The sequence below is a fragment of the Flavobacterium sp. JLP genome (assembly GCF_015350755.1).
Classification (GTDB): domain Bacteria; phylum Bacteroidota; class Bacteroidia; order Flavobacteriales; family Flavobacteriaceae; genus Flavobacterium.
Map to the genome: position 1 here is coordinate 786,478 of NZ_JADKPS010000002.1, position 24,209 is coordinate 810,686.

Annotated in this window: 16 protein-coding genes; 6 read left to right on the forward strand and 10 right to left on the reverse strand. The window is 34.1% G+C overall.

Annotated features, from left to right (window positions below):
* The first annotated feature begins 6 nt into the window (after positions 1–6).
* A complete protein-coding gene (locus IRZ83_RS08810; protein WP_194568159.1) occupies positions 7–873 on the forward strand; it encodes a DMT family transporter in 867 nt (288 codons plus the stop codon).
* Positions 874–1,021: 148 nt separating this feature from the next.
* Here IRZ83_RS08810 and IRZ83_RS08815 read toward each other — a convergent pair whose 3' ends face one another.
* On the reverse strand, positions 1,022–3,070 hold the full coding sequence (locus IRZ83_RS08815; protein WP_194568161.1) for an insulinase family protein: 2,049 nt from the start codon (positions 3,068–3,070) through the stop codon (positions 1,022–1,024).
* Between the two features lie 12 nt (positions 3,071–3,082).
* Positions 3,083–4,405: a M16 family metallopeptidase gene (locus IRZ83_RS08820; RefSeq protein ID WP_194568164.1), complete on the reverse strand. Its 1,323-nt coding sequence runs from the start codon at positions 4,403–4,405 to the stop codon at positions 3,083–3,085.
* 273 nt (positions 4,406–4,678) lie between these two features.
* Between IRZ83_RS08820 and rplU the strand changes: the two genes are divergently transcribed.
* Both rplU and rpmA read left to right on the forward strand, forming a co-directional pair.
* Entirely contained in the window at positions 4,679–5,122 is a 444-nt protein-coding gene (gene rplU, locus IRZ83_RS08825; protein WP_029271880.1) for a 50S ribosomal protein L21, read from the forward strand.
* Positions 5,123–5,146: 24 nt separating this feature from the next.
* Positions 5,147–5,407, forward strand: a complete 261-nt coding sequence (gene rpmA / locus IRZ83_RS08830) for a 50S ribosomal protein L27 (protein WP_017497241.1) — start codon at positions 5,147–5,149, stop codon at positions 5,405–5,407.
* Between the two features lie 185 nt (positions 5,408–5,592).
* Here the strand turns inward: rpmA and IRZ83_RS08835 are convergent, their stop codons facing one another.
* The gene (locus IRZ83_RS08835; RefSeq protein WP_194568166.1) at positions 5,593–8,346 is read right to left on the reverse strand and encodes an AsmA family protein; all 2,754 of its coding nucleotides are present in this window, start codon (positions 8,344–8,346) and stop codon (positions 5,593–5,595) included.
* Positions 8,347–8,392: 46 nt separating this feature from the next.
* A complete protein-coding gene (locus tag IRZ83_RS08840; RefSeq protein WP_029271882.1) occupies positions 8,393–8,974 on the reverse strand; it encodes a tRNA-(ms[2]io[6]A)-hydroxylase in 582 nt (193 codons plus the stop codon).
* Between the two features lie 113 nt (positions 8,975–9,087).
* On the opposite strand from IRZ83_RS08840, the gene IRZ83_RS08845 reads away from it, so the two are divergent.
* On the forward strand, positions 9,088–10,332 hold the full coding sequence (locus IRZ83_RS08845) for a glycosyltransferase (RefSeq protein WP_194568168.1): 1,245 nt from the start codon (positions 9,088–9,090) through the stop codon (positions 10,330–10,332).
* 100 nt (positions 10,333–10,432) lie between these two features.
* Here IRZ83_RS08845 and IRZ83_RS08850 read toward each other — a convergent pair whose 3' ends face one another.
* The 6 genes from IRZ83_RS08850 to porU form a co-directional block, all read right to left on the reverse strand.
* Entirely contained in the window at positions 10,433–12,280 is a 1,848-nt protein-coding gene (locus IRZ83_RS08850) for a hydrolase/aminopeptidase (protein ID WP_194568170.1), read from the reverse strand.
* 115 nt (positions 12,281–12,395) lie between these two features.
* A complete protein-coding gene (locus IRZ83_RS08855) occupies positions 12,396–14,066 on the reverse strand; it encodes a pyruvate dehydrogenase complex dihydrolipoamide acetyltransferase (protein WP_194568172.1) in 1,671 nt (556 codons plus the stop codon).
* A 6-nt stretch (positions 14,067–14,072) separates the two neighbouring features.
* Complete coding sequence (gene pdhA, locus IRZ83_RS08860) at positions 14,073–15,071, reverse strand: pyruvate dehydrogenase (acetyl-transferring) E1 component subunit alpha (RefSeq protein WP_026983801.1); 999 nt, start codon at positions 15,069–15,071, stop codon at positions 14,073–14,075.
* 157 nt (positions 15,072–15,228) lie between these two features.
* Complete coding sequence (gene cdd / locus IRZ83_RS08865; RefSeq protein WP_029271887.1) at positions 15,229–15,711, reverse strand: cytidine deaminase; 483 nt, start codon at positions 15,709–15,711, stop codon at positions 15,229–15,231.
* A gap of 77 nt (positions 15,712–15,788) precedes the next feature.
* Positions 15,789–16,991 (reverse strand): type IX secretion system outer membrane channel protein PorV, encoded by a 1,203-nt coding sequence (gene porV, locus IRZ83_RS08870; RefSeq protein WP_029271888.1) that lies wholly within the window; start codon positions 16,989–16,991, stop codon positions 15,789–15,791.
* Between the two features lie 41 nt (positions 16,992–17,032).
* Positions 17,033–20,869: a type IX secretion system sortase PorU gene (gene porU, locus IRZ83_RS08875; protein WP_194568174.1), complete on the reverse strand. Its 3,837-nt coding sequence runs from the start codon at positions 20,867–20,869 to the stop codon at positions 17,033–17,035.
* A gap of 212 nt (positions 20,870–21,081) precedes the next feature.
* Between porU and gldJ the strand changes: the two genes are divergently transcribed.
* Both gldJ and IRZ83_RS08885 read left to right on the forward strand, forming a co-directional pair.
* A complete protein-coding gene (gldJ, locus tag IRZ83_RS08880; protein WP_029271890.1) occupies positions 21,082–22,767 on the forward strand; it encodes a gliding motility lipoprotein GldJ in 1,686 nt (561 codons plus the stop codon).
* 116 nt (positions 22,768–22,883) lie between these two features.
* On the forward strand, positions 22,884–24,170 hold the full coding sequence (locus IRZ83_RS08885; protein ID WP_194568176.1) for a UDP-N-acetylmuramoyl-tripeptide--D-alanyl-D-alanine ligase: 1,287 nt from the start codon (positions 22,884–22,886) through the stop codon (positions 24,168–24,170).
* Positions 24,171–24,209: the final 39 nt, after the last annotated feature.

Here is a 24,209-nt window from a genome sequence, read left to right on the forward strand (position 1 = left end):
GTATATATGGATGCAAAACAATTGAAGTGGGCTTATTTGTTTGTTCTTTCACTTATCTGGGGAAGTTCTTTTATATTAATTAAAAGAGGTTTGGTTGGCTTGACGGCGGTTCAGGTAGGTTCATTCCGAATTATTTTTGCAGCCTTATTTTTGTTGATTGTAGGTTTTAAAAGCTTGAAGAAAATCTCTCGTCGTCAATGGAAATTTGTTGCCATAACTTCAGTTTTTGGAACATTTACACCGGCTTATCTTTTTGCAATTGCAGAGACAGAAGTAGACAGCTCAATTGTGGCAATTCTAAATTCGCTTACACCTTTGAATACTTTGGTTTTAGGAATTCTTATTTTCGGAATTCAGTTTCAGAAACGACAAGTTCTAGGTGTTTTTGTTGGACTAGTGGGATGCTTGTTGTTGGTTTTAAGCGGTGCTTCTGCACATCCAGGACAAAATTATTATTATGTAGTTTTAGTTGTAATTGCAACGCTTTGTTATGCAATTAATGTCAATTTGATCAAGAAATATTTATCAGATTTAAATTCGCTGAGCATCACAACAGGAAATTTTGCAGTTTTGCTTTTGCCGGCATTAATCATTTTAAGTACAACAGATATTTCGCAAAGCATACATTTTGAAGCTACACAGCATTCCATATTTTTTGTACTGATTTTAGGCGTTTTAGGAACTGGAATAGCGAATGTGCTGTTCTTTAAATTAATACAAATGTCTTCGCCTGTATTTGCAACATCGGTAACTTATTTAATTCCGATCGTCGCCTTTTTCTGGGGCTTATTAGATAACGAAATGCTCACATCAATTCAGTTTTTTGGCGCTTTTATTATTTTAATTGGAGTTTATTTGTCTGCTAAAAAGTGATTTTGAGTTATAGAGTTATGGGTTATGGTTTAAGAACTTCGACTTCGTTCAGCCTGATAAAAAGAATAGGCTCTGTCAAAGTTTTAAACTTTAACAGAGCCTATGAGAAAAAACTTAGCGGCTTAGTGTCTTAGAATCTCAGTATCTTTTATAAAAAATCTGCCTCAGAAACTCCTTCATTAATCTTAATATCAGACATTTTAATATCTAATTCAAAACCAACATTCTGAATTATGTTAAAAGGAACTTTCACGCCTTTAACTTCTCTGTAATCGCCAAAGTTTGTTATTTGTGCCGCGGATTTTCCGCCTTGTTCACGAATTTTAGACTCTGCTACTTTTAAGCCAGATTTCACATCGTAGTAATAAGTTGTTTTGCCATCTTTTATAGCATAAGCATCACTTCCGTTAATGGGTTCAATAGAATCTACTTTTAAATCTGTTCTTTTTTGCAATTGCAATTCTTCAAACGGCGCAGCATTTCCCTTCATTTCTTTAAGGTCATCACCTTCAAGGTTTTTGCGTTGCCCTTGCTGTTCTATATAAGCGCCTTTGTCATTTACAACCTGTTTCATTAAATTCATCGGTCCCATTGCAAGAGAAACCATCATTTTTCCTTTCGAATCTAATTTTGAAGTAAAAGTTAAAGGTCCAGGAGCTTGAGGAATAGTTGTTGAGCCAGTCATTGCCAACGTTTTTACAGCTGAAACCGCTTTTTCTCCACCAATTGCTTTAATGTAATTTTCGAAAACTGTTTTTGCGGTAATTTCGGTTGGCGCTTCTTTTTTAGTTATAGGTTTTTCTATTGGGTTTCCAAATCTGTCGAAATAGTAAATCGGAATCTGAAGTTTTTCCAAACCTGAAATTACATCAGAACCTTTTCCGGCAATTACGATACGCATGTTATCCAAAAGGAAATATTTGTTTGCCACACGATAAATATCGTCAGCGGTAACATTATTTATAGTTTGAATGTATTTTTCGTAAAAATCAGCAGGAAGTTTTTCTGTTTCGATATTAAGTGCGTAACGTGCAACAGATTGTGGTTTTTCAACCTGCATTACAAAACGCCCAATATATCCAGCTTTTACATTTTTCAAAACATCTTCAGAAACTTTTTCAGTTCTGATTCTTTTTATTTCTTTTACAAACTGAGCAACAGCGCTGTCTGTAACTGTGTTTCTCACAGCAGATGAAGCTTTGAATTTAGTTACATATTTTCCGCTTCCAATACTTGAATTCGCGCCATATGTCCAAGCGTGCTGTTCACGTAAATTCATATTTAAATAACTGTTGAAATCACCTCCTAAAATTTGATTTGCAATTACAGCAGGGAAAAAATCTGGATCGCTCATTCTTAAATTTACGGTATTGACCAATGAAATTTCAGATTGAACTGCATTTGGAACATCAACAAAATCAATTTGAAGTTTAGAAACATTTTCTGGATTTGGATACGTATTTTTTGGCGCAGCTTGTTTTTTCCATCCACTAAAAAGTTTTTCAACTTCGGCTTTTGTTTCTTTAAACTTAACATCTCCAATGATCACTAAATAAGCATTTTCGGGAACAAAATAAGTAGCGTAATTCGCTTGAACATCGGCTAGAGTGACATTTTTTACGGTTTCTTCAGATAAATATTCTCCAGAAGGATGGTTTTTTCCGAAAGCTAAAACATCAACTACACGGTTGGCAATTGCAGGAACGCTTTTTTCATCGGCTTTAAGTCCTTCAATTAATTTTGCTTTTTCCTTGTCAAATTCTGCTTGAGTGAAATTGGGCTGTAAAGCTCCTTCAGCTAAAAGTTCTAAAACGCGTCCTGAATATTTTGAAAGCGAACTTGCGTAAGCACCTTGAGACGAGAAATTGATGCTTGCTCCGTAAAAGTCAATTTCTTCATTGAAAGCTTCTTTGGCGGTTTTTTTGGTTCCGTTTCCAATTAGACTGCTGGTTAATTCGTCAACACCTTTTTTATTTCCTTCCGTAAAAGGGGCATTGTCTAGGGTAAGATTAAAGCTTACTCTTGGTAATTTATGATTTTCAACCACCAAAACTTTCATGCCGTTTGCCAAAACAAAAGTTTGAGGTTTTTTGATGTTGACTACGGGCGAATTGCCTGGTTTTGGTTGTGGACGATCTTGTGCTTGCATAATTCCAGTCAGGAATAAAAGGATTAAAATTGTATGTATTTTTTTCATGATTCGCTGCTCTTAATTTTGAACTTTAGTTGAAGGAATGTAATCTAAAATTAAACGCTGGTTAGGGTTTAGATACTTTTTGGCAACTTCTCTAATTTCTTCTCTTGTAATCGAATGATAAAGATCAATTTCAGTATTAATTAAATTTACATCTCCATAAAGTAAATAATAAGAAGCCAAGTTTTCAGCAATTCCTTCAACTGTTGCATTTGCGTTCACAAAATTATTGTCGAATTTGTTTTGTAATTTTTCGTAATCTTTTTCAGAAATCAAATCGGTTTGAATTTTTACAATTTCTTCATCCATTTCTTTTAAGATGTCAGCAGTTGTGTTGGGTGCCATCGGAAGTCCGTATAAAATGTACATTCCGTAATCTTCCTGGCTAAAACCGACAGCTCCAATTTGAAGTGCCATTTTTTTGTCGTCAACTATTTTTTTATAAAGTTTAGAACTTTTTCCGTCGCTTAAATAAGAAGAAATCAAATCTAAAACTCTCGCGTCTCTGGTTTTCATTGATGGAGTTCTATAAGAGGCAACAACCATCGGAATTTGAATATTAGGATCTTCGTAAGTTGCTTTTATAGTTTGATTGATTGGCTCTTCAACAAAAGTTTGTTTTTTTACCACTTCGCCTTTCGGAATTGGTCCAAAATATTTCTGAATCCATTCTTTTGTTTTGGTCTTATCAAAATCACCTGCTACAACTAAAACAGCATTATTTGGCGTGTAGAATTTTTTATTAAAAGCCTGAAATTCTTCAAGAGTTGCAGCATCTAAATCTTTCATCGAACCAATAGTTGTCCAGCGATAAGGATGATTTTTGAACATGTTTTTTTTAACCTCAGGAAGAATATTTCCGTATGGCTGATTATCGTAACGCATTCTTTTTTCTTCTTTTACCACTTCATTTTGCGTGTCAACACCAATTTTATTTATAATTGGATGCATTAAACGCTCAGATTCCATCCACAAACCAAGTTCCAAGCTGTTTGATGGAAAAACTTCATAGTAATATGTTCTGTCGTCAGAAGTATTGGCATTGTTAACGCCGCCGTTTGCAGTAACGATTTTCATCCACTCACCGCGTTTTATATTTTGAGTTCCTTCAAATAATAAATGTTCAAAGAAATGGGCAAAACCTGTACGGTCTGGACGTTCGTCTTTAGAGCCCACGTGATACATTACAGATGTAATAACAACAGGCGCAGAAGGATCGTTATGCAAAATTACATGCATACCGTTGTCTAAATTGTATTCTTCAAAAGCTACTTTTTGAGCATGAGCAACTCCGCCGAGCATTAATGCAGCACTTAACATCATTATCGAATTTTTCATAAAGATTAATAATTTATATTTACCTATATAAATAGGTAGCCAAGATTTAATTATAGTTACATCAAAAATAAGTTTTTTTAGTTATCTTTTAATAGTGTGGCTTTATTTTGATGATACTTTAACAATCTTTTACTTCAAATTTTAGTCTATTGACAGACAAAATACCTTGAAAAACAGACTTTAAAGCGAAATAAATATTTTTAGAATAAGAGATTGCACAGTAAATTTTAAATTGTATATTTGCAACCTTAAAAATCAATAAATCAATTTGGTATGTATGCAATCGTAGAGATAGCAGGGCAACAATTTAAAGTAAGCAAAGACTTAAAGGTTTATGTTAACCGTTTGGCTAACGAAGAAGGTTCAAGTATTTCATTTGACAAAGTTCTTTTATTAGACGATAACGGAAGCATAACTTTAGGCGCCCCAGCTATAGAAGGTGCTTCAGTAGAAGCTAAAGTGTTACAACACTTAAAAGGAGATAAAGTAATCGTTTTCAAAAAGAAAAGAAGAAAAGGTTACAAAAAGAGAAATGGTCACAGACAATATCTTACTCAAATTGTAATTGAAGGTATTACTGCAGCAGGTGGAACTAAAAAAGCAGCAGCTAAAAAAGCGGTTGTAGCAGAAGATGCTCCGGCAACTGAAGTTGAAGCAGCTCCAAAAGCAAAAAAAGCAGCAGCTCCAAAAGCAAAAAAAGAAGCTACTAAAGAATAATAACAATATTTAAACTCATACGTCATGGCTCACAAGAAAGGTGTCGGTAGTTCGAAGAATGGTAGAGAATCAGAATCAAAACGTTTAGGCGTTAAGATTTTTGGTGGTCAAGCTGCTATTGCTGGGAACATCATCGTTAGACAAAGAGGTTCAAAACATAATCCAGGTGAGAACGTTTACATCAGTAAAGATCACACACTACACGCAAGAGTAGCTGGAGTTGTTAAGTTCCAAAAGAAAAAAGATAACAAATCTTATGTATCTATCCTTCCATTCGAAGCATAATATTAAGACTACTTATTAAAAAACCCGTTCTGAAAAGAACGGGTTTTTTGTTTTGTAATTATTTTAGTTTGTCCTTCCGAGGAACGAGGAATCTCAGAAAGAAGATATTACAAAAAAAGCAAAAACCCTTATCAAGTTTTAAACTTTGACAAAGGTTTTATGTTATAATAAAATTAAAATTGAATTTACTGTTCAGTATCCTTTGTTTCTTCCAAATCCTCAGTTTTTCTTCCCACTTTTACTTTTGGAGCATCCTGAGTTCCTGTAACGGTTAATGGAATTCCAAATATACCAAGAGGAGGTAAGCCTAAACGCATTTTTAAGTTTAATTTTCCATCTAAGCTTGTTGTGCCTTCGATTCTAGGTCTGAAGCCGGCAAACTTAAATTTAAAGCGTTCCACCGTCATAATATTGTTCTTAATTTTAGTTTTAATATCAACTTTAGAAACATCAGGATTTTTTATGGCTTCAGAACTTGTTTGTTTGCTGACTGCATTAAACATTTTCAATCCTCTTACTTTTACATCTTTTACAGAAAGCGTTCCACCGCCATCTAGAGACGGATACACGGGTTCCATATTACCATTTAATCGACCTTTTAATTGATAATCTAAAGAAACAATTCCTTGTGCTTTTTCAGCAGCGCTGGCCATTTTTCTAAAAACTTCAATTTCATTATAAGCTCTTTTAATATCAAAGTCTGAAGCTTTAATGTTATAATCAAAATTAGCTTTTTGAGTTGTTACGGCTTGATAATTGGCATTCATTGCAACCTTGCATCCAATTAAGTCAAAGCCAGTGTTCTGCATGGTTAATTTGCCTTTGTTCATACTTAAATTTCCAACAGCATTTTGAAGATTCAATTTGTCAAAATATACTTTTTGTGCATTTGCTGTTAATTGCAAATTCAAATTAGTCGGAATTATAATGACTCCAGTTTGTTTTGTTGCAGTTGAAGCTGGTGTTTCAGTTTTAGTTTGTGTTGCAGAAGTATTTACCGGCGTACTCGACATGAATTCATCAACATTGATATATCGCGCTGCAACGGTAAAAGAACCTCTTAAAACGCCTGTTTTGGTAGTCGCATAATTGAAAACGTTCTGTAAATAACCATTCATTTTAAAATCAGATTGACCGTAAGCTGCCAAAAAGTTATTGAATGACATTTTATCCTGATTAATTTTGAAAATTCCTTCCTTGATAATGAATTTCTTTGGCAGATATTCTGATGCTATTCCAATATTTCTAAGTTCAAGTGTTCCCTTATTATAGAGTTTGCTGTAATTTCCTTTTTCTGCGTCGCTTTGTTTTCCTTTTAAAACTAAATCGGCTTTTACAAAACCGTCAAGATCAAGTCCTTTTTGGGAGAAGACTTTGTAAATTTTATTGACATCAAGTTCACCTTTTGCTTTGATCTCATAAGCTAAATCATTAAAATCACTCAAATCTGCTTGAACAAAAACAGGTTTTCCTTCAAATGTAAATTGCGCTGGTTTAAGTTTTATTTTTAAATCTTCAAAAGTTCCTTTTTGATTATCAATCGTAGTTTTTATAATAATATTGGTGATCGGATTGGGATAATATTTAGTTTTTAAATAACCATTTTCTAGATCAATTGTGCCTTTTGTAACTGGGAAAAGTTTGTTTTTTTGATCAAATTTTCCCTTTGTTTTAATATCTCCAACTAAATTTCCTTTTAATTCCAGATTCGGAATTCCGAGCGCTTTCGTTAATTTTTGCAAATCAATTTTAGCTTTAAAATCGCCATTAATATCAGGGGTATTAGCGCCTTTGATATAGAATTTCGATTTCAAATAATCTTTCTTAATATTAAGTGATAGATTTTTTGCATCAACAGTAACTAGATCTGGATTTAAAGATGGGACTTTTGTTTTTATGTCTAAGTTCAAATTAGAAACCGGAAAAGCGCTTTTATTATAATTAACAAATCCGCTGTCTATTTTTATATCTAAATTAAGATCTGGAGCTATATTTTTTGATGCAATATAATCTCCTTTTAGCGTTAATAGCAAGCTTGTATTTCCTTTGATTTCGGTTTTAGAAAGCCAAGTAACGTATTTAGGAGGAAAAGCTGTAAAGACGTCTTTCAAGTCGCTGTTGTCAGATTTAATAACAAAATCCATATTGTAGCCATCTTTCAAGAAGTCAAATTTTCCTTTAAAATCGACCAAAAGCTGGTTGATTTTTAGATTGTTCTGTTGAAAAAAGAATGACAACGAGTTTACATTTACTTTTGTAATCAAATCGGCATCAATTTTTTTGTTCATTAAATAAGGTTCGCCTTCATACACTATATTTAATTTTTCGATTTTCGCTTTCGAGTATAAATCGAAAACGGCTTTGTTTAAATCGCCTTTTCCTAAATAATCAAAACCAAAAGCATCAAAATGAACTTTTGTAGATAGATCATCATAGATAATTTTACTGTTCAAGATCTCAATTCTTTCCAGTTTTAAAGATGTTTCACTGCTGTCTTTGGGATTTGAAGGTTTTGTAGATTTGTAAATGTTATAATTTGCTTCTCCTTTTGCATTAACTTTTACATTAATAAAAGAATCCGATAAATAAATCTGATCAATTTTTACAGCTTTGCTAAATATTAAGCTCGCAACATTTATTCCAAAAGAAACTTCTTTTGCTGTTATGAATTTTTCATTTTTATAAGGCGTCGATCCATTAAGATTTAAATCGCTTAAAGTTAAAGTCAGCGACGGAAAATGTCGAAAAAACGAAACGGAAACATCAGAATAATTTAATTCTGCGCTTAGTTTTTCATTTGCTGTTTTTTTAATCTGTTCTTTAATTTTGTCAGCAAAAACAATTGGCGTTAAAAATAATAGTGCCAAAATAACGGCAAAAGTTATTCCAAGATATTTAGCAATTTTTAATAAAATGGATTTCTTTTTACTTGCTGTCATAACAAATTTTAATATTTATATAGAATGAATTCGGATAAAAAATAATTTATCCATGAACAGTTTCACTTTTTCCGTAATTGGTAATAATGGAACCTTCGTATTCAATCCATTCTTTCCATCGTTTGTCAACATCAACATTATCCGCATATTTTCTTGCAAAGCCTAAAAAAGTAGTATAATGCCCAGCTTCAGAGATCATTAAATCACGATAGAATTTTGCTAATTCTTCATCTTTAATGTTTTCTGAAAGAACTTTAAAACGCTCGCAGCTTCTAGCTTCGATCATAGCTGAAAATAATAAGCGATCGCACAGTGCATCTTTACGGCTTCCATCTTTTTTCATGAATTTAAAAAGTTCATTTACGTAATGATCTTTTCTTTCACGTCCTAAGGTTAAACCTTTTTTCTTTATTAAATTATGAACCATTTGCAAGTGCTCCAGTTCTTCTCTTGCAATCACAAGCATTTCTGTTACAAGTTCTTCTAATTCTGAATTATACGTAACTAAACTAATCGCATTTGATGCGGCTTTTTGTTCGCACCAAGCGTGATCTGTCAAAATTTCTTCAATATTTGACTCCACTATATTAACCCATCGAGGGTCTGTAGCTAATTTTAATCCTAACATAATTTCCTTGAATTTCGTTCTTGCAAAATTAGTGTTTTTTATGACCAAAAATCGGGAAATATCGTGCGATTACGAGGAAAAAAGCATTATTTTGTAAGTTGAAAAGAATTAAAATGACTCAGATAAAAAAACTTTTAATTATTGGTTTTGTTTGGCCTGAACCAAATTCGTCCGCGGCTGGCGGCAGAATGATGCAATTGATTTCTATTTTTAGGCAAAATGGATATGAAATTACATTTGGAAGTCCGGCTTTAGACAGCGATTTTATGGTTGATTTGTCTGAATTTGGAGTGGAGAAAAAAACAATAGAATTGAATAATTCAAGTTTTGATGATTTTGTAGCCGAACTAAATCCAGATGTCGTTTTGTTTGATCGTTTTATGATTGAAGAACAGTTTGGCTGGCGCGTGGCTGAAAATTGTCCAAAAGCCATTCGGCTGTTGGATACAGAAGATTTGCATTGTTTGAGAACAGCGAGACAAAAAGCATTCAAAGAAAATAAAATTTTTCAACTTAAGGATTTATTGTCTGAAGAAGTTGCGAAAAGAGAAATTGCCAGTATTTTAAGATGCGATTTGTCGTTTATTATTTCTGAATTTGAAATGAAGATTTTGGAAGAAGTTTTTAAAATTGATTCAAGTTTATTGTATTATTTGCCTTTTTTAGTTGACGAAATGAAAGAGGATGATCTTTTAAAATTGCCTTCTTTTGAAGAAAGGAAAAATTTTGTTTTCATCGGAAATTTTCTTCATGAACCCAATTGGAACACCGTTCAGTATTTAAAGGAAACCATTTGGCCTTTGATAAAGAAGGATTTTCCTGAAGCTGTTCTAGAAGTTTACGGAGCGTATCCTTCTCAAAAAGTATTACAATTGCATCAGCCTAAAAATGGTTTTTTTATAATGGGAAGAGCTGCAGACGCAAATGAGGTGGTTAAGAAATCTAGAATTGTTTTGGCGCCAATTCGTTTTGGAGCGGGTTTAAAAGGAAAACTGCTAGAAGCGATGCAATGCGGAACGCCAAGTGTAACTACGAAAATTGGTTCTGAGGCTATGCATGCAGATTTACCATGGAATGGATTTATTACCGATGATATTCAGCTGTTTGCAAAACACGCAATTTCATTATATCAAGATGAAAATCTTTGGAAACAATCGCAAAAAAAAGGAATTGCAATTATAAATGAGTGTTATTTAAAAGAAAAATATGCTGAAGTATTAATAGAGAAAGTTAATTCATTACTGAATGATTATGAAAATCACCGCCTGCATAATTTTATGGGAAGCCTGCTCCAGCATCATACCTTAAAAAGTACCAAATACATGGCAAAATGGATAGAAGCTAAGAATAAAAATTAAATAAAAAAATCCCGATTACGAATGTAATCGGGATTTTTTAGTCTCAGTTTTCGGTCTCAGTGATCTGGTTATGTGGGCTTACAACTACTGTGACTGAAAACTATTTTAAAATGCCTTCAACAGCTTGAATTGTAGTGGCATGATAACCTGGTTTTGCTTTATCAAAAACCTTTTTTGCCCAAACTTTTCCTTCAGGAGTTTTTACCATTTCTTTGTAAAGCATCATTACAGATCCTGTTCTGCTGATTCCTACTAAAAATTGTTCAATCGCGGGATATGCTGGTTTGTATTGATGGCGTAATGCTTGAACAAACCATTGGCGTTTGATGATGAAATTCCCGCCTTTTGTAAAGTTGAATTCACTATCAATTGCTTCCATTTCTTTTACAGTAATATCAGTTGGAAGATGATCAATAAAATATTGTTTTTCACTGGTTGTTGTAATTTTTTGACTCAATCCTTTTACGCCGGTTTCTCTCCAGCTTTTTTGAATTTTATCAATTGCATCAAAGTCAGCAGAATTTACAGGAGTTATATTTGAAGGAATTCCTGGTTTGTAAATCCAATCTTCTAATTTAATTTTTTCTGCTAAAGCTTTATCTCCTTTAATAAGATTTTCATTCAAATATTTTACAAAATCTTCTGTTGTAATTGATTTGAAAGCATGAGAATCAAAATAGTTTTTAATGAACGGATCGAATTTTTCACGTCCAACAGCATTTTCAATAACTCTTAAAAAGGCATATCCTTTAACGTATGGAATTTGACTGATTCCGTCATCTGGATTTCTTCCCGTAAGGCTAACTTTTAATCTTGTGTCTGGATTTGTGTCTCCAAATTCTGCAACATTATCAGTTAATTCTTTGCGAGTGATAACGTTTTGCATTTCGAATTCTTTTTCACCGAAGATTGCTTCTCCAATACGATGCTCTACGTAAGTAGTAAAACCTTCATTTAACCAAATATCATCCCAAGTAGCATTGGTGACTAAATTTCCGCTCCAGCTGTGTCCTAATTCATGAGCTAACAAACTTGTTAAAGAGCGATCACCCGCAATTACTCCCGGGGTTAAGAAAGTTAGATTTGGATTTTCCATTCCGCCATATGGGAAACTTGGAGGTAAAACTAATACGTCATAACGTCCCCAGCGGTAAGGCCCGTACAGTTTTTCTGCAGCTACTACCATTTTTCCTAGTTCAGCAAATTCCCAAGCCGATTTTTTTAGTATTGATGGCTCTGCGTAAACGCCAGTTCTGTTATCGATAGATTGAAATTCAATGTCTCCAACTGCAATGGCCATTAAATAAGACGGAATCGCTTTATCTTGTTTAAAAGTATAAATACCGGTATCATTTTTCTTTTGCGGATTTACGGCACTCATAACAGCTAATAAGTCTTTAGGAACTGTAACTTTTGCATTATAAGTAAAACGAATTCCTGGCGAATCCTGACATGGAATCCAAGTACGAGACCACACACTTTCTCCTTGAGAGAATAAAAAAGGTTTCTTTTTGTCTGCAGTTTGTTCAGGCTGTAACCATTGCAATGCAACAGCATCTTTAGTTGTGCTGTAGTAAATATTTACTTTGGTTGTATTTGGTTCAATTGTAATTTTAAGAGGTTTTCCGTGAAATTCAATGTCTTGACCAAGTTCAAATTTGGTTTCCTTCTCTTCATCACCAAGAGTTACTTTTGTAATATTTAAAGTATTTTCATCGAAGATAATTTCATTTCCTTTGCTCACATTATTAATTTCCCAAGAAGCTTTTCCTGAAATAGTTCGTGTGTCAAAATCAACTTTGATGTCGAGATCTAAGTGTTTTACTACAGCAAGTTCTGGTTTAGAATAGCTGTGTTCATCTATAACAGCTGTAGGTTTTTCTGTTTGATCTTTTTTCTGGCAGGCAATCGCCGTCAAGAATAAAGTTGCTAGAATTAGTTTTTTCATTTTATGAAGTATTGAATTTTGAGGATGAAAATTAAACAAAAAATCCCGTTTTGAGTAAACAAAACGGGATTTAAATATAAAATTACCTTCGATTAAGCTTCAGGCTGGCAAAAAATTATGCCAACATTGTAACTGGGCTTTCGATGTATTGTTTTAATGTTTGTAAAAATTGAGCGCCAGTTGCACCGTCAATTGTTCTGTGATCACAAGCTAATGATAACATCATTGTGTTTCCAACTACAATCTGACCATTTTTAACGACTGGTTTTTCAACAATTGCACCTACAGAAAGGATTGCAGAGTTTGGCTGGTTGATAATTGAATTGAATTCAGTAATACCAAACATTCCAAGGTTAGATACTGTAAAAGTACTTCCTTCCATTTCTTGAGGTCCAAGTTTTTTGTTTTTAGCTCTTCCTGCTAAATCTCTTACTGAAGCACCAATTTGAGATAAACTCATAGCGTCTGTAAATTTCAATACAGGAACTACTAATCCGTCTTCAACAGCGACAGCAACACCAATATTAACGTGGTGGTTAATGATGATAGCATCTTCTTTCCATTGAGAGTTAATTTTTGGATGTTTTTTCAATGCTAAAGCACAAGCTTTAATTACCATATCATTAAAAGATACTTTTGTATCAGGAACAGTATTAATTGTTGCTCTTGCACCCATTGCTTCGTCCATGCTTACCTCGATCACTAAGTTGTAGTGAGGTGCTGTAAACAATGATTCAGCAAGACGTTTTGCAATAATTTTACGCATTTGAGAATTTTTGATCTCTTCTGTGAAAACTTCTCCAGCAGGAACAAAAACTTTTGGCGCAGCAGGGGCGGCAGTTTCCGCTTTTGGTGCAGCAGCAGTTGCAGTTGCAGCAGGTTGTTGCGCTTGTGCAGACGGCGTAAAGTTTTCGATATCGCTTTTTACGATACGTCCGTTTTCTCCAGAACCTTTAACTTGAGTCAATTGAATTCCTTTGTCAGAAGCAATTTTCTTTGCTAATGGCGAAGCTAAAATTCTTCCTCCATTTGATGAAGTGTCAGCAGTTGTTTCTGTAGCTTTTTCAGCAGCAGGTGCGGCTTTTTCTTCAGTTGCAGGAGCACTTGCAGCGCCTCCAGCAGTATAATTATCAGCAATTCCAGAAATATCAGTTCCAGCAGGTCCAATGATCGCTAATAAACTGTCAACAGGAGCAGTGTTGCCTTCTTGAATTCCGATGTATAATAATGTTCCAGCATTGAAAGACTCAAACTCCATAGTAGCTTTGTCAGTTTCAATTTCAGCTAAGATATCACCTTCAGCCACAGCATCGCCTTCTTTTTTCAACCAGCTTGCTACAGTACCTTCAGTCATAGTATCGCTCAAACGTGGCATAGTTACAACTACAACACCTTTTGGTAATTCAGTTGCAGCTTTTGCAGGAGCAGGAGCTTCAGTTTTAGTTTCTTCTGATTTTGCTTCAGCAGGAGCATTGTCAGCTTTTGGTTGCGAAGCTTCAGGACTAGCAGGAGCGTCACCGCCAGCTAATAAAGCTGAAATGTCTTCTCCTTCATTTCCAATAATTGCTAATAGTGAATCAACTGGAGCAGTTTCTCCAGCTTGAATTCCGATATGTAAAAGAGTTCCTTCGTTGAAAGACTCAAATTCCATTGTTGCTTTATCTGTTTCAATCTCAGCAAGAATATCTCCTTCGCTAATTTTGTCGCCTACTTTTTTTAACCAAGTCGCTACCGTTCCTTCCGTCATAGTATCGCTCAAACGAGGCATTGTTACTTTTATCGCCATAATATATTATAGTTTATGAGGTGTGAATGGATAGTCTTCTTGTGCGTATACTACATCGTATAATTGCTGCAATTCAGGATATGGAGATTCTTCAGCGAATTTCACACATTCTTCAACCAAGTCTTTAACTCTTTGGTCGATTGCTTCAATTTCTTCTTCAGTAGCATATTTTTGATCCATAATTACATCTAAAACTTGAGTAATAGGGTCAATTTTTTTGTATTCTTCAACCTCTTCTTTAGAACGGTATAATTGTGCATCAGACATAGAGTGTCCTCTGTAACGGTACGTTTTCATTTCAAGGAAAGTTGGTCCATCACCGCGACGAGCTCTATCAATAGCTTCTGTCATTGCTTCAGCAACTTTTACAGGATTCATTCCGTCAACTGGTCCGCAAGGCATTTCATATCCTAAACCAAGTTTCCAAATGTCAGTGTGATTTGCAGTTCTTTCAACAGAAGTTCCCATTGCATATCCGTTGTTTTCAACGATAAATACAACTGGAAGCTTCCATAACATTGCCATGTTAAAAGCTTCGTGTAATGAACCTTGTCTAGCAGCTCCATCACCAAAGTAAGTCATGGTAACACCGCCAGTTTCAAAATATTTATCAGCAAAAGCCAAACCAGCTCCTACCGGAATTTGTCCACCTACGATTCCGTGACCTCCGTAAAAACGGTGTTCTTTAGAAAAAATATGCATAGAACCTCCCATACCTTTAGAAGTTCCTGTTGCTTTTCCTAAAAGCTCGGCCATTACACGTCTAGGATCAACTCCCATACCAATTGGCTGCACGTGGTTTCTGTAAGCAGTAATCATTTTGTCTTTGGTCAAATCCATAGCGTGCAAAGCACCCGCTAAAACGGCCTCTTGACCATTATATAAATGTAGAAAACCTCTAACTTTTTGTTGAATGTATAATGCTGCAAGTTTGTCTTCAAACTTTCTCCAAAGCAGCATGTCTTCGTACCACTTTAAATATACTTCTTTTGTAACTTCTTTCATCTGAATTCTTTCTTTTGCTAAAGTTGTTTGTGTTATCAATTGTTGCCTATAACGCAAAATAGTTTCCTCCCACAAATTTGCGCCCGAAAGGTCGGGATGCAAAAATAAGACATTCCATTTAACAACTAAAATTTAAAAGGTACTTTTTGGCTTTTTTTTACAAGAACTTTTTATCAAACATAAATGGGAGCAAATTTTTCAGTGATGCTGATTTGTAAACTTCGCCAATTTCGCCCATAAAATAGATTTCTATAGGGGTATCCTGCTTGATTTCATATTCTGCAATCGACTGGCGGCATGAACCGCATGGAGGAATCGGAGCTTTAGTCTGATTGTTGTCTGAAGCTGCAGTAATAGCCATTTTTAAGATTTTCGCTTCAGGATAAACACTCCCTGCATGAAAAATAGCTACCCGTTCTGCACATAGTCCCGACGGATAGGCTGCATTTTCCTGATTTGATCCTAATATTATTTTTCCGTTATCGAGAAGAAGAGCCGCTCCAACTCTAAATTGAGAATAAGGTGCATATGCTTTTTTTCTGATCTCAACGGCCTCATTCATTAATTGCTGTACTTCTTCAGATACTTCTTTTAAGCTGTCGTATACTGTAAATGATGATGTGATGCTTATTTCTTTCATTCTTTTTATGGGAAAAAAAATCCAAATTCCTAAAAAATTAGAAATTTGGATTGTTATTGGTTTTTTTATTTTCTTTTTTAATATTCGTCGTATTTGTCGCCAAAGTTAAAGGTTAAAGAAAAACGAAGTGTATTTTCTAATGGATTTTTAACTTTTGATGATGAAAATAAGTAAGAAACATCAATTTTTACAATGTTATATTTGAAACCAGCTCCTAAAGAGAAGAATTGTCTAGCTCCTTTTTCTGGGCTCTCATGAAAATAACCAGCTCTAACTGCAAAAGCATCTTGATACATGTATTCTCCAGCAACACTGTAAGTTATTTCTTTTAATTCTTCACTAAAGCCTCCTGGAGCATCTCCAAATGATTTGAAAATTCCTTCAACCCAGCCGATGTCATTGTATTTGTTGTAGCTGATTGTATTTGCCTCTTCTTGTGAAATATCTTCAGGATCTGTAAAATCGCCATCTCCATTTGCATCTACAGGTGTTCCTGGGCCTGGAGGAGTAGGAACTAATAGCTTAGTAAATTCGACACTGACGCCTACTTTATTATAATCGTCTAAGATAAAATCAAAACCTCCTCCTAATCTTAAGTTAGCAGGTAAAAAGTTTGCGCTCAAATCATCATTGTCATAACTTATTTTTGGACCTAAATTCTGCATATTGAAACCTGCTCTCCATCTTCCGTTGAAATCGTTATAAGCAATTTCTTCTGATTGATAGAATCCGGCAACATCGACAGCAAAAGATTTCGCTGCAGAAGCATCAACATCTTCTGAAGCTACTTTTAGATTTGAGCGAATATATCTTCCTGCTACTGCCATAGAAAATGTTTCGCTGAGTTTTAGAGAATAAGATCCGTCTAAGGCAAATTCGTTTGGAGAAACAATATTTGGGACTTCATTTGGGTCGCCAGTTCTTCTTAATTCAATATCTCCAAAACCAAAAAAACGAAAACTTCCTGCAAAAGCACTTTTTTCGTTAATCCTATTATAATAGGTTAATTGGCCAAGTGAAATATCGTTGGCTAAATCTGTTAAATAAGGAGTGTAGCTGATAGAAAGTCCTTGCTTGTCTAGTGCAAAAGCATATTTTGCAGGATTCCATTGTTGAGAATAAGCATCAGCAGATGTTGCAACACCTTGATCCGCAAGACCAGCTGCTCTGGCATCAGCAGCAACTAATAAAAAAGGAACTCCAGTTGTAATAGGTCGATCTTGGGCTTTTGCGTATGATATAATTAAAAAACAAATTAATAAAAGTGATATTTTTTTCATTTATAGGGCTAATGGTATTTATGATACAAATATATATATTATTATAAGATGACAAGCTTTTCGTACTTTTCTGCTTTTTTATTTGTCAAATTAGATTTTACAGTGAGTTTGTAAATATAAACTCCTTTTCCAATTCGATCTCCAAAATCATCTTTTCCGTCCCAAGTTATTTCTCTTGATAAAAAGCCCTCTGTTGTAATAATTTGATTTTTAGTCCACACTACTTTTCCTGTAATAGTCATGACCTGAACCTGAACATCTAATGGTTCATAAGGTCTGTTATGAGAAAACCAAAATTGGGTGTAAGTTGAAAAAGGATTCGGGTAATTAAGAACGTGCGTTAAAGATAATGATTCATCTCCAACAACAATAAATTGTATTTCACTTGTGACAGGATTATTGTAAACATCCCAAGCTGTAAAACTTATTGTATGCATTCCCGCTGTTAAATTTCTAAGCGGAAAGCGTAAATTTCCATTTGTATAATCGTCTAATTTTGTCTGATAATAATCATTCAAAATATACGGATTATTCACATCCCCATCTAAAATAGCTACTATATCATGCCCAATACCGCTTGCTGTATTGATTCCGTTTTCATCTTCAAGAAACGCTAAAAGAAACGGCGATTCATTTGTAATACCACCTGAAACAAAAGTTTCGTCGTTCATATATAACTTAACTTTTGGACTTATATTGTCCTGAGGTGCATTTTCATTTATTCCTCCAATTTTAATAGCCGTATTATAACCGGATTGATTTTCTAAAAGCTGTGTTTTTTTAGCATAAAAACTTATGCGCCCATAATCAACAGGAATGCGTATATCTCTTGGGACAACAAAGCTGAATTCAAATTTGCCATTGGTTACAGAAGCATTTCCTCTAAATATAGTTTCACCAAGGGTTTTAAATGACATTGCAGGGCTATATCCATCATTATTTAATGTCGAAGCAGTGATTAATTTGTCAAAAATGGCTGTTGCTAATTCGCCATTATAATTGCTTAAAATGTTATTATTTTCGTCTGTGATTTCTCCGGAAATTTTAATTTTTGCCAAAGATTTTAAATCCGGAATCGGCTGCGAAATCACAATATCGTTTACTTTTGTTAAATTTATTCGTGGTTTTGGAATGGCAAGCATTAAAGCTGGATCTCCAATATAAAAAATTACGTTACTCGATGAACTTGGGTTTTCATTTTTAGAAATTCGAAGTGCTTCAGCAATTGTGGTATATTGGTTCGAGCCATAAGCAAGAAGATTTTTGCTTAAGCTGTCATTGAAATTTTCAGCATTAAATTGACCAATGGCGCGAATTGTTGTCAGCATTGAAATTGCTCCTCCTTTTGGGTTCCAAAAAGTGTATTCGCCGGCTGTTGGCCGCGTTGGATCATCAAATCTTGAAAATTCGCAGGTAATAGTTATAAATAAAGGATACTTGTATTGATTGTTTAAGTTTTGACCATCTGATTTTTCCCAAATTCGCTCGCTTGCCAAACCGTCCTCGCCACCATGTCCTAAGTAATTAAATACTAGTGCTCCTTTTTCAAAAGCATCAAAAAAATCGGTTCTTGCTTTTGGGTATCTCGATCCTCCTGCAGAAGCTTCTTGAGTGTAAGAGTCTAAAATGATTTTATCAATATTAAAAAAAGGTTTTTCGGTTGCAATAACATCCGCTAAGCTGTTTTGACGCGATTGAATAGAAGCATCAGAACTTTGATCAGCGTCATCACTTATTAATACGAAATTATTTCTCCAGTTTCCGTACGATTTAACATCATGATATTCTAAAACCTTATTGACCATTTCGCTGGCTTGAGCATTGTCTGAAACCAGCATTCTTCCAACGGCAATATCAATTCCGCCGAAAAAAGAGGTTACATTTCCTTCATCAGCATCCATTAATCCATAAAAATCATCAGATGCAAATGAAGATTCTCCGATAGTATTGCTAATTAAAGAATGATATATAGGTACAATATTAGTATTGTTTGAAATTCGGTCTTTATAATCGAAGGAAGCATCTCCGAATAAATTTACATATTTTATTCTTTTGTCAGAGGAGGAGGCGTTGTCGTAAATGTATTTAATGCAGTTTCTAATGGCTGCAATGTCTTGTTTTCCAGAAGAAAATTCCTGATAGATATTTTCTAGAGTAATTACTTTTACGTTTAAATTAGAATAACTGCGATGAAAACTGGCTAATTTTTCAGCTTGAGAAACCAAAGATTTTGGTGAAATAATCACATAATCGATATCTTGAAAACTGTTTTGAGCATTTTTAAAGATTGTTCCTTTTAAGTTTTGATTTGTTACTTTGGATTGACTTTCTTTTAAAGGAGTAAAATAATCAGCAGCATCAATAGCTATATATTTTCTAATTTCTCCCAATGAAGCTTTAAAACTAAAAGTGGCTTGATTTGCGTTTTCAATTTTTGATACATTATATAGGTCTGTAATATCCCATATTTGAGAAATTCCTGATGCGTTTGTGATAGTGTAATTTGCAATTCCGGCTGTTGAGCCAGCTAAATCGTATTGAAATTTAAATTGTTTTCCGGTGCCAATCAGCTTTCTTTTTGCGATTAAATTGATGTAATCTAGATAACCTTTTGAGCCGGGAACACCGTTATTATTATAGGTAAGCTTTATTTTAAGGTTTTCGGTTCCTGTAAATGTTGCATTTGAAGGCAGTTTTGCGGTGTAAAACTTTATATCTGAACTGGATACTAGTGCATTAAAATTAATGGTTCCTATGCTTTGTCCGTTAGTGCTTACTGCAAATGAAGTAGGGGTAAAAGCTGCCGAAGCTGCATTGACTTCAATTTTTATCGGAACTGAAGCATCTAGATTAGGAAAAGTAAATGAAAATTCCTGTTCCTGATTAATATCAAATGATTCTCCAAACCATTGGCGGCCTAAATGCGCAATATTTGTCTGATCGATTTCATGATATTGATAGTCATCAAACGTAGTTAGTTCTAATGTGCTGTTGGCTGTTGGCTGATTCAAAGTCGCAACCCGTTTTCCATCTCCGCCAGTAACAGTAATGTAATAATAAGATTTTGAGTCAAATAAATTAAGATTCGTCTGGCTCTCAGTGTTCCAGTTTTCGACTCCCTCAGCGTAAAAAAGAATATAATCTTCATTATTAAAGACGCCGTCGCCTTCTCCAATAATTTGAATGGCATTCTCTGTTAAATCATCAGGATAAAAAGTATTATTGGCTAACGGAAGCATTTTGCCTCCATTTCCATAAATTTTAATTTTTCTTGGATCTGTTTTGCTTGCATCAAACCCTAAACTTTGCAAAAATGATTTTGAAATTTTATAAGCTCCTGATTTTTCGACATAAAATCGGTACCAATCGCCAGTTGCTAAAATAGAATTATAGACGATATTTGATTTTTGTATAGAAGATGAACTGCTGTTTTTTGATGCAGAGTTAGTCGATGAATACGAAAATGATTTGATTCTTTTGTAGCTGTTTCCTTCTCTAATAATTGGTGAAAGTGATACGAAAATTTGCTTTTTATCTCTAGAAGATACCACTTTTAACGTTTCATTTGGTTTTTGCGGAATGTTTTCGACTGCTAAATCACCTAAATCAGCATTTGAAATTGCCTCGTAAGTGATGTTGGAAATCTGGACAGAATTGCTTCCGGAATAGTTCGATTCGCCTACATTAAGGAGCAGTGTTATGCTTTTTTTGGTAAAATCGTACCGAAAAGCATTTCCGGAAAAGTAGGGAATGATTGTTTTGAAATCGCCAAAACTCATTTCTTTTTTACCTTGCCAATCTATCGTTAAGTTCCCATTTATCTGGGAAAACGAAAGAATTGGAATTAGAAAAAGATATAAGATTAGGGCTTGTTTCATATGTAAAGAAAGTGAAAAAATTTATAAAATATTTTAGTAAGTAAAAATATAGTATTTCATGTTATAGTAAATAATAAAAAGTATATTTTTGCGTTCGTAACTATAGGTTATTTTCTGGTAAAAAACAGCTAAATAAAATTATTAGAACAGATGTTGCTAATTAAATGTTAATTATTATATTGCAGCACCTAAATTTATCACCTAGAATGAGTATGAAAGTAAACAAAATTGTAGCCCTGCAATTAATGATGTCAATGGTATTGATGTTAGGCACGGCTAGTTGTAGCAAAAAATCGAGTTCCTCTCACGCTTCTCGAGCAACGGGTTGGGACGTAGATAGTCAAAATGGAACTGCTGCTAGAAATGCAGGGAAAACACAACAGGCTGGTCCTGGTTTGGTTTTTGTTGAAGGAGGTACATTTACTATGGGTAAAGTACAGGATGATGTTATGCACGATTGGAATAACACACCAACTCAACAGCACGTTCAATCATTCTATATGGATGAAACTGAAGTTACGAATGGTATGTATTTAGAATACCTAGAGTGGTTAAAGAAAGTTTTTCCTCCAACAGAAGAAAATTACAAAAATATTTACGAAGGAGCATCTCCGGATACTTTAGTGTGGAGAAATCGTTTAGGATATAACGAAACGATGACTAACAACTACTTGAGACATCCTTCATATGCAAACTATCCTGTAGTAGGTGTTAACTGGATTCAAGCAGTTGAGTTTAGTAAATGGAGAACTGACCGTGTAAACGAGGCAGTTTTAGAGAAAAACGGATATCTTCAAAAAGGTGCTAAAACAAATGATGTTACTGCTGAGAATGCATTTAATACTGAAGGGTATTTAATGTCTCCAAGTACTTCACGTGGAGGTAATGAAGAGATTGTAATAAAGAAAAATCCAAACGGAAAAAGACCAAAAGCTGGAAAAGATGGAGTAGTTCCTGAAGAGAAAAATGTGTACGCACAACGTTCTTCTGGTGTTATCTTGCCTGAATACAGACTTCCTACTGAAGCAGAATGGGAGTATGCAGCTGCGGCAGATGTTGGACAAAGAGAATATAATATATACAAAGGACAAAAGAAATATCCTTGGTCTGGTGATTATACGCGTTCATCAAAACGTAAAAACAAAGGAGATCAATTGGCTAACTTTAAACAAGGAAACGGTGATTACGGTGGAATTGCAGGTTGGTCTGATGATGGAGCTGATATTACAAATGTCGTGAAAAGCTATGCGCCAAACGACTTTGGATTATATGATATGGCTGGTAACGTAGCAGAATGGGTTGCCGATGTTTACAGACCTATTATCGATAATGAAGCAAATGATTTTAACTACTATAGAGGAAATCAATATGCTAAAAACAAAATTGGTAAAGATGGTAAAGTTGAAATCGTTTCAACAGCTACTATTAAATATGATACTTTAAGTAATGGTAAAGTTGTAGCAAGAAATCTTCCAGGAGAAATTGCTCAAGTTCCAGTTGACGAACAAGAAACATATTTGAGAACAAATTTCAGTACAAGCGATAATATCAATTACAGAGATGGTGATAAACAATCTTCTAGATATTTTGACTTTGGAGATTCTGAATCAGGACCAAAAACGGATCAAGCAATGTATAATTCTCCTAAACATAATATTACTACTGATAGTTTAGGCAAGATGATTAGAAAATATGATAACTCAAGCAAACGTACTACTTTGATCGATGATAAAGTAAGAGTTTACAAAGGAGGTTCTTGGAGAGATAGAGCTTATTGGCTAGATCCAGCTCAAAGAAGATATTTCCCTCAAGATATGGCAACTGATTACATTGGTTTCAGATGTGCAATGTCTAGAGTAGGTTCTAAAGCTGAAAAAAGAAAATCACCAAGGAATTAAGATTTAGAAATTCCAATAAAAAAAATTCCAAATTCCAAATCCTGAACATTCAGTATGGGATTTGGAATTTTTTTATTGTTTTTTTTCTATTTTTATGATCTATAAAATTTTTATAAATGAATATTCAAGACATTCATAACTTGTTTTTACAATGTAAATCTCTTTCGATTGATACTAGAAAAATTGAAAAGGGATCTATGTTTTTTGCTATAAAAGGCGAAAACTTTGATGCTAATGCCTTTGCTGAAGAAGCTTTGAAATTAGGAGCTTTATTTGTTGTTATAGACAACGAATCTTACTTTATAGATGGTAGAACTATTTTGGTTGAAAATAGTTTAGAAACTTTGCAAGAGCTGGCTAAATTTCATAGAAATTATTTAAAATTGCCAATTGTCGCCCTGACAGGAAGCAATGGAAAAACAACAACAAAAGAGCTGATAAATGCTGTTTTGTCTAAAAAGTTCAATACAAAAGCTACAGTCGGAAATTTAAATAATCACATTGGAGTTCCGTTGACGTTATTATCTTTTACTAAAGAAACGGAGATTGGAATTGTAGAAATGGGTGCGAATCATAAAAAGGAAATTCAATTTTTATGCGAAATTGCCCTTCCGGATTACGGCTACATAACGAATTTTGGAAAAGCACATTTAGAAGGTTTTGGTGGAGTGGAAGGAGTAATTGAGGGCAAAAGCGAAATGTACCAATATCTCGCTAAAAATGATAAATTGGTTTTTGTAAATCTCGAAGATCCTATTCAGATCGAAAAATCTGCGGGAATACGATCATTTACATTTGGCGTAAATAATGATAAGGCAAATATTAATATCAAAAATATTCAGGCGAATCCTTTTGTTGCTATTGAGTATGATAATTTTGCTATACAATCTCATTTAATTGGTCTGTATAACGCGAATAATATAAATGCTGCAGTTTCTATTGGTAATTATTTTAAAGTTGATGACGAAGCTGTAAAAGAAGCAATCGAAAATTATATTCCAGAAAACAACAGATCACAATTGTTAAAAAAAGGCTCTAATCAAATTATTTTAGATGCTTATAACGCAAACCCTAGCAGTATGTCGGTGGCTATCGCGAACTTTCTGCAATTAGAAAATCAGAACAAAATTATGATTTTGGGAGATATGTTTGAATTGGGTAAAGAAAGTGAGCAAGAACATAAAATTATTGTTGATTCACTTATAAAGCAAGATAATTCGATTTGTTATTTAATCGGAAAATCGTTTTATTTGAATAAAGTTTCCAGCGAGAAAGTTTCGTTTTTTGAAACATTTAATGATTTTGCTGATTATCTAAAAACGCTTCAGTTTAATGAGAATACAATTTTGATAAAAGGCTCAAGAGGAATGGCATTAGAACGTACTCTTGAATATATTTCTTAAATACATTCTATTTATAGAGAAGGCCATTCGTAGCAACGA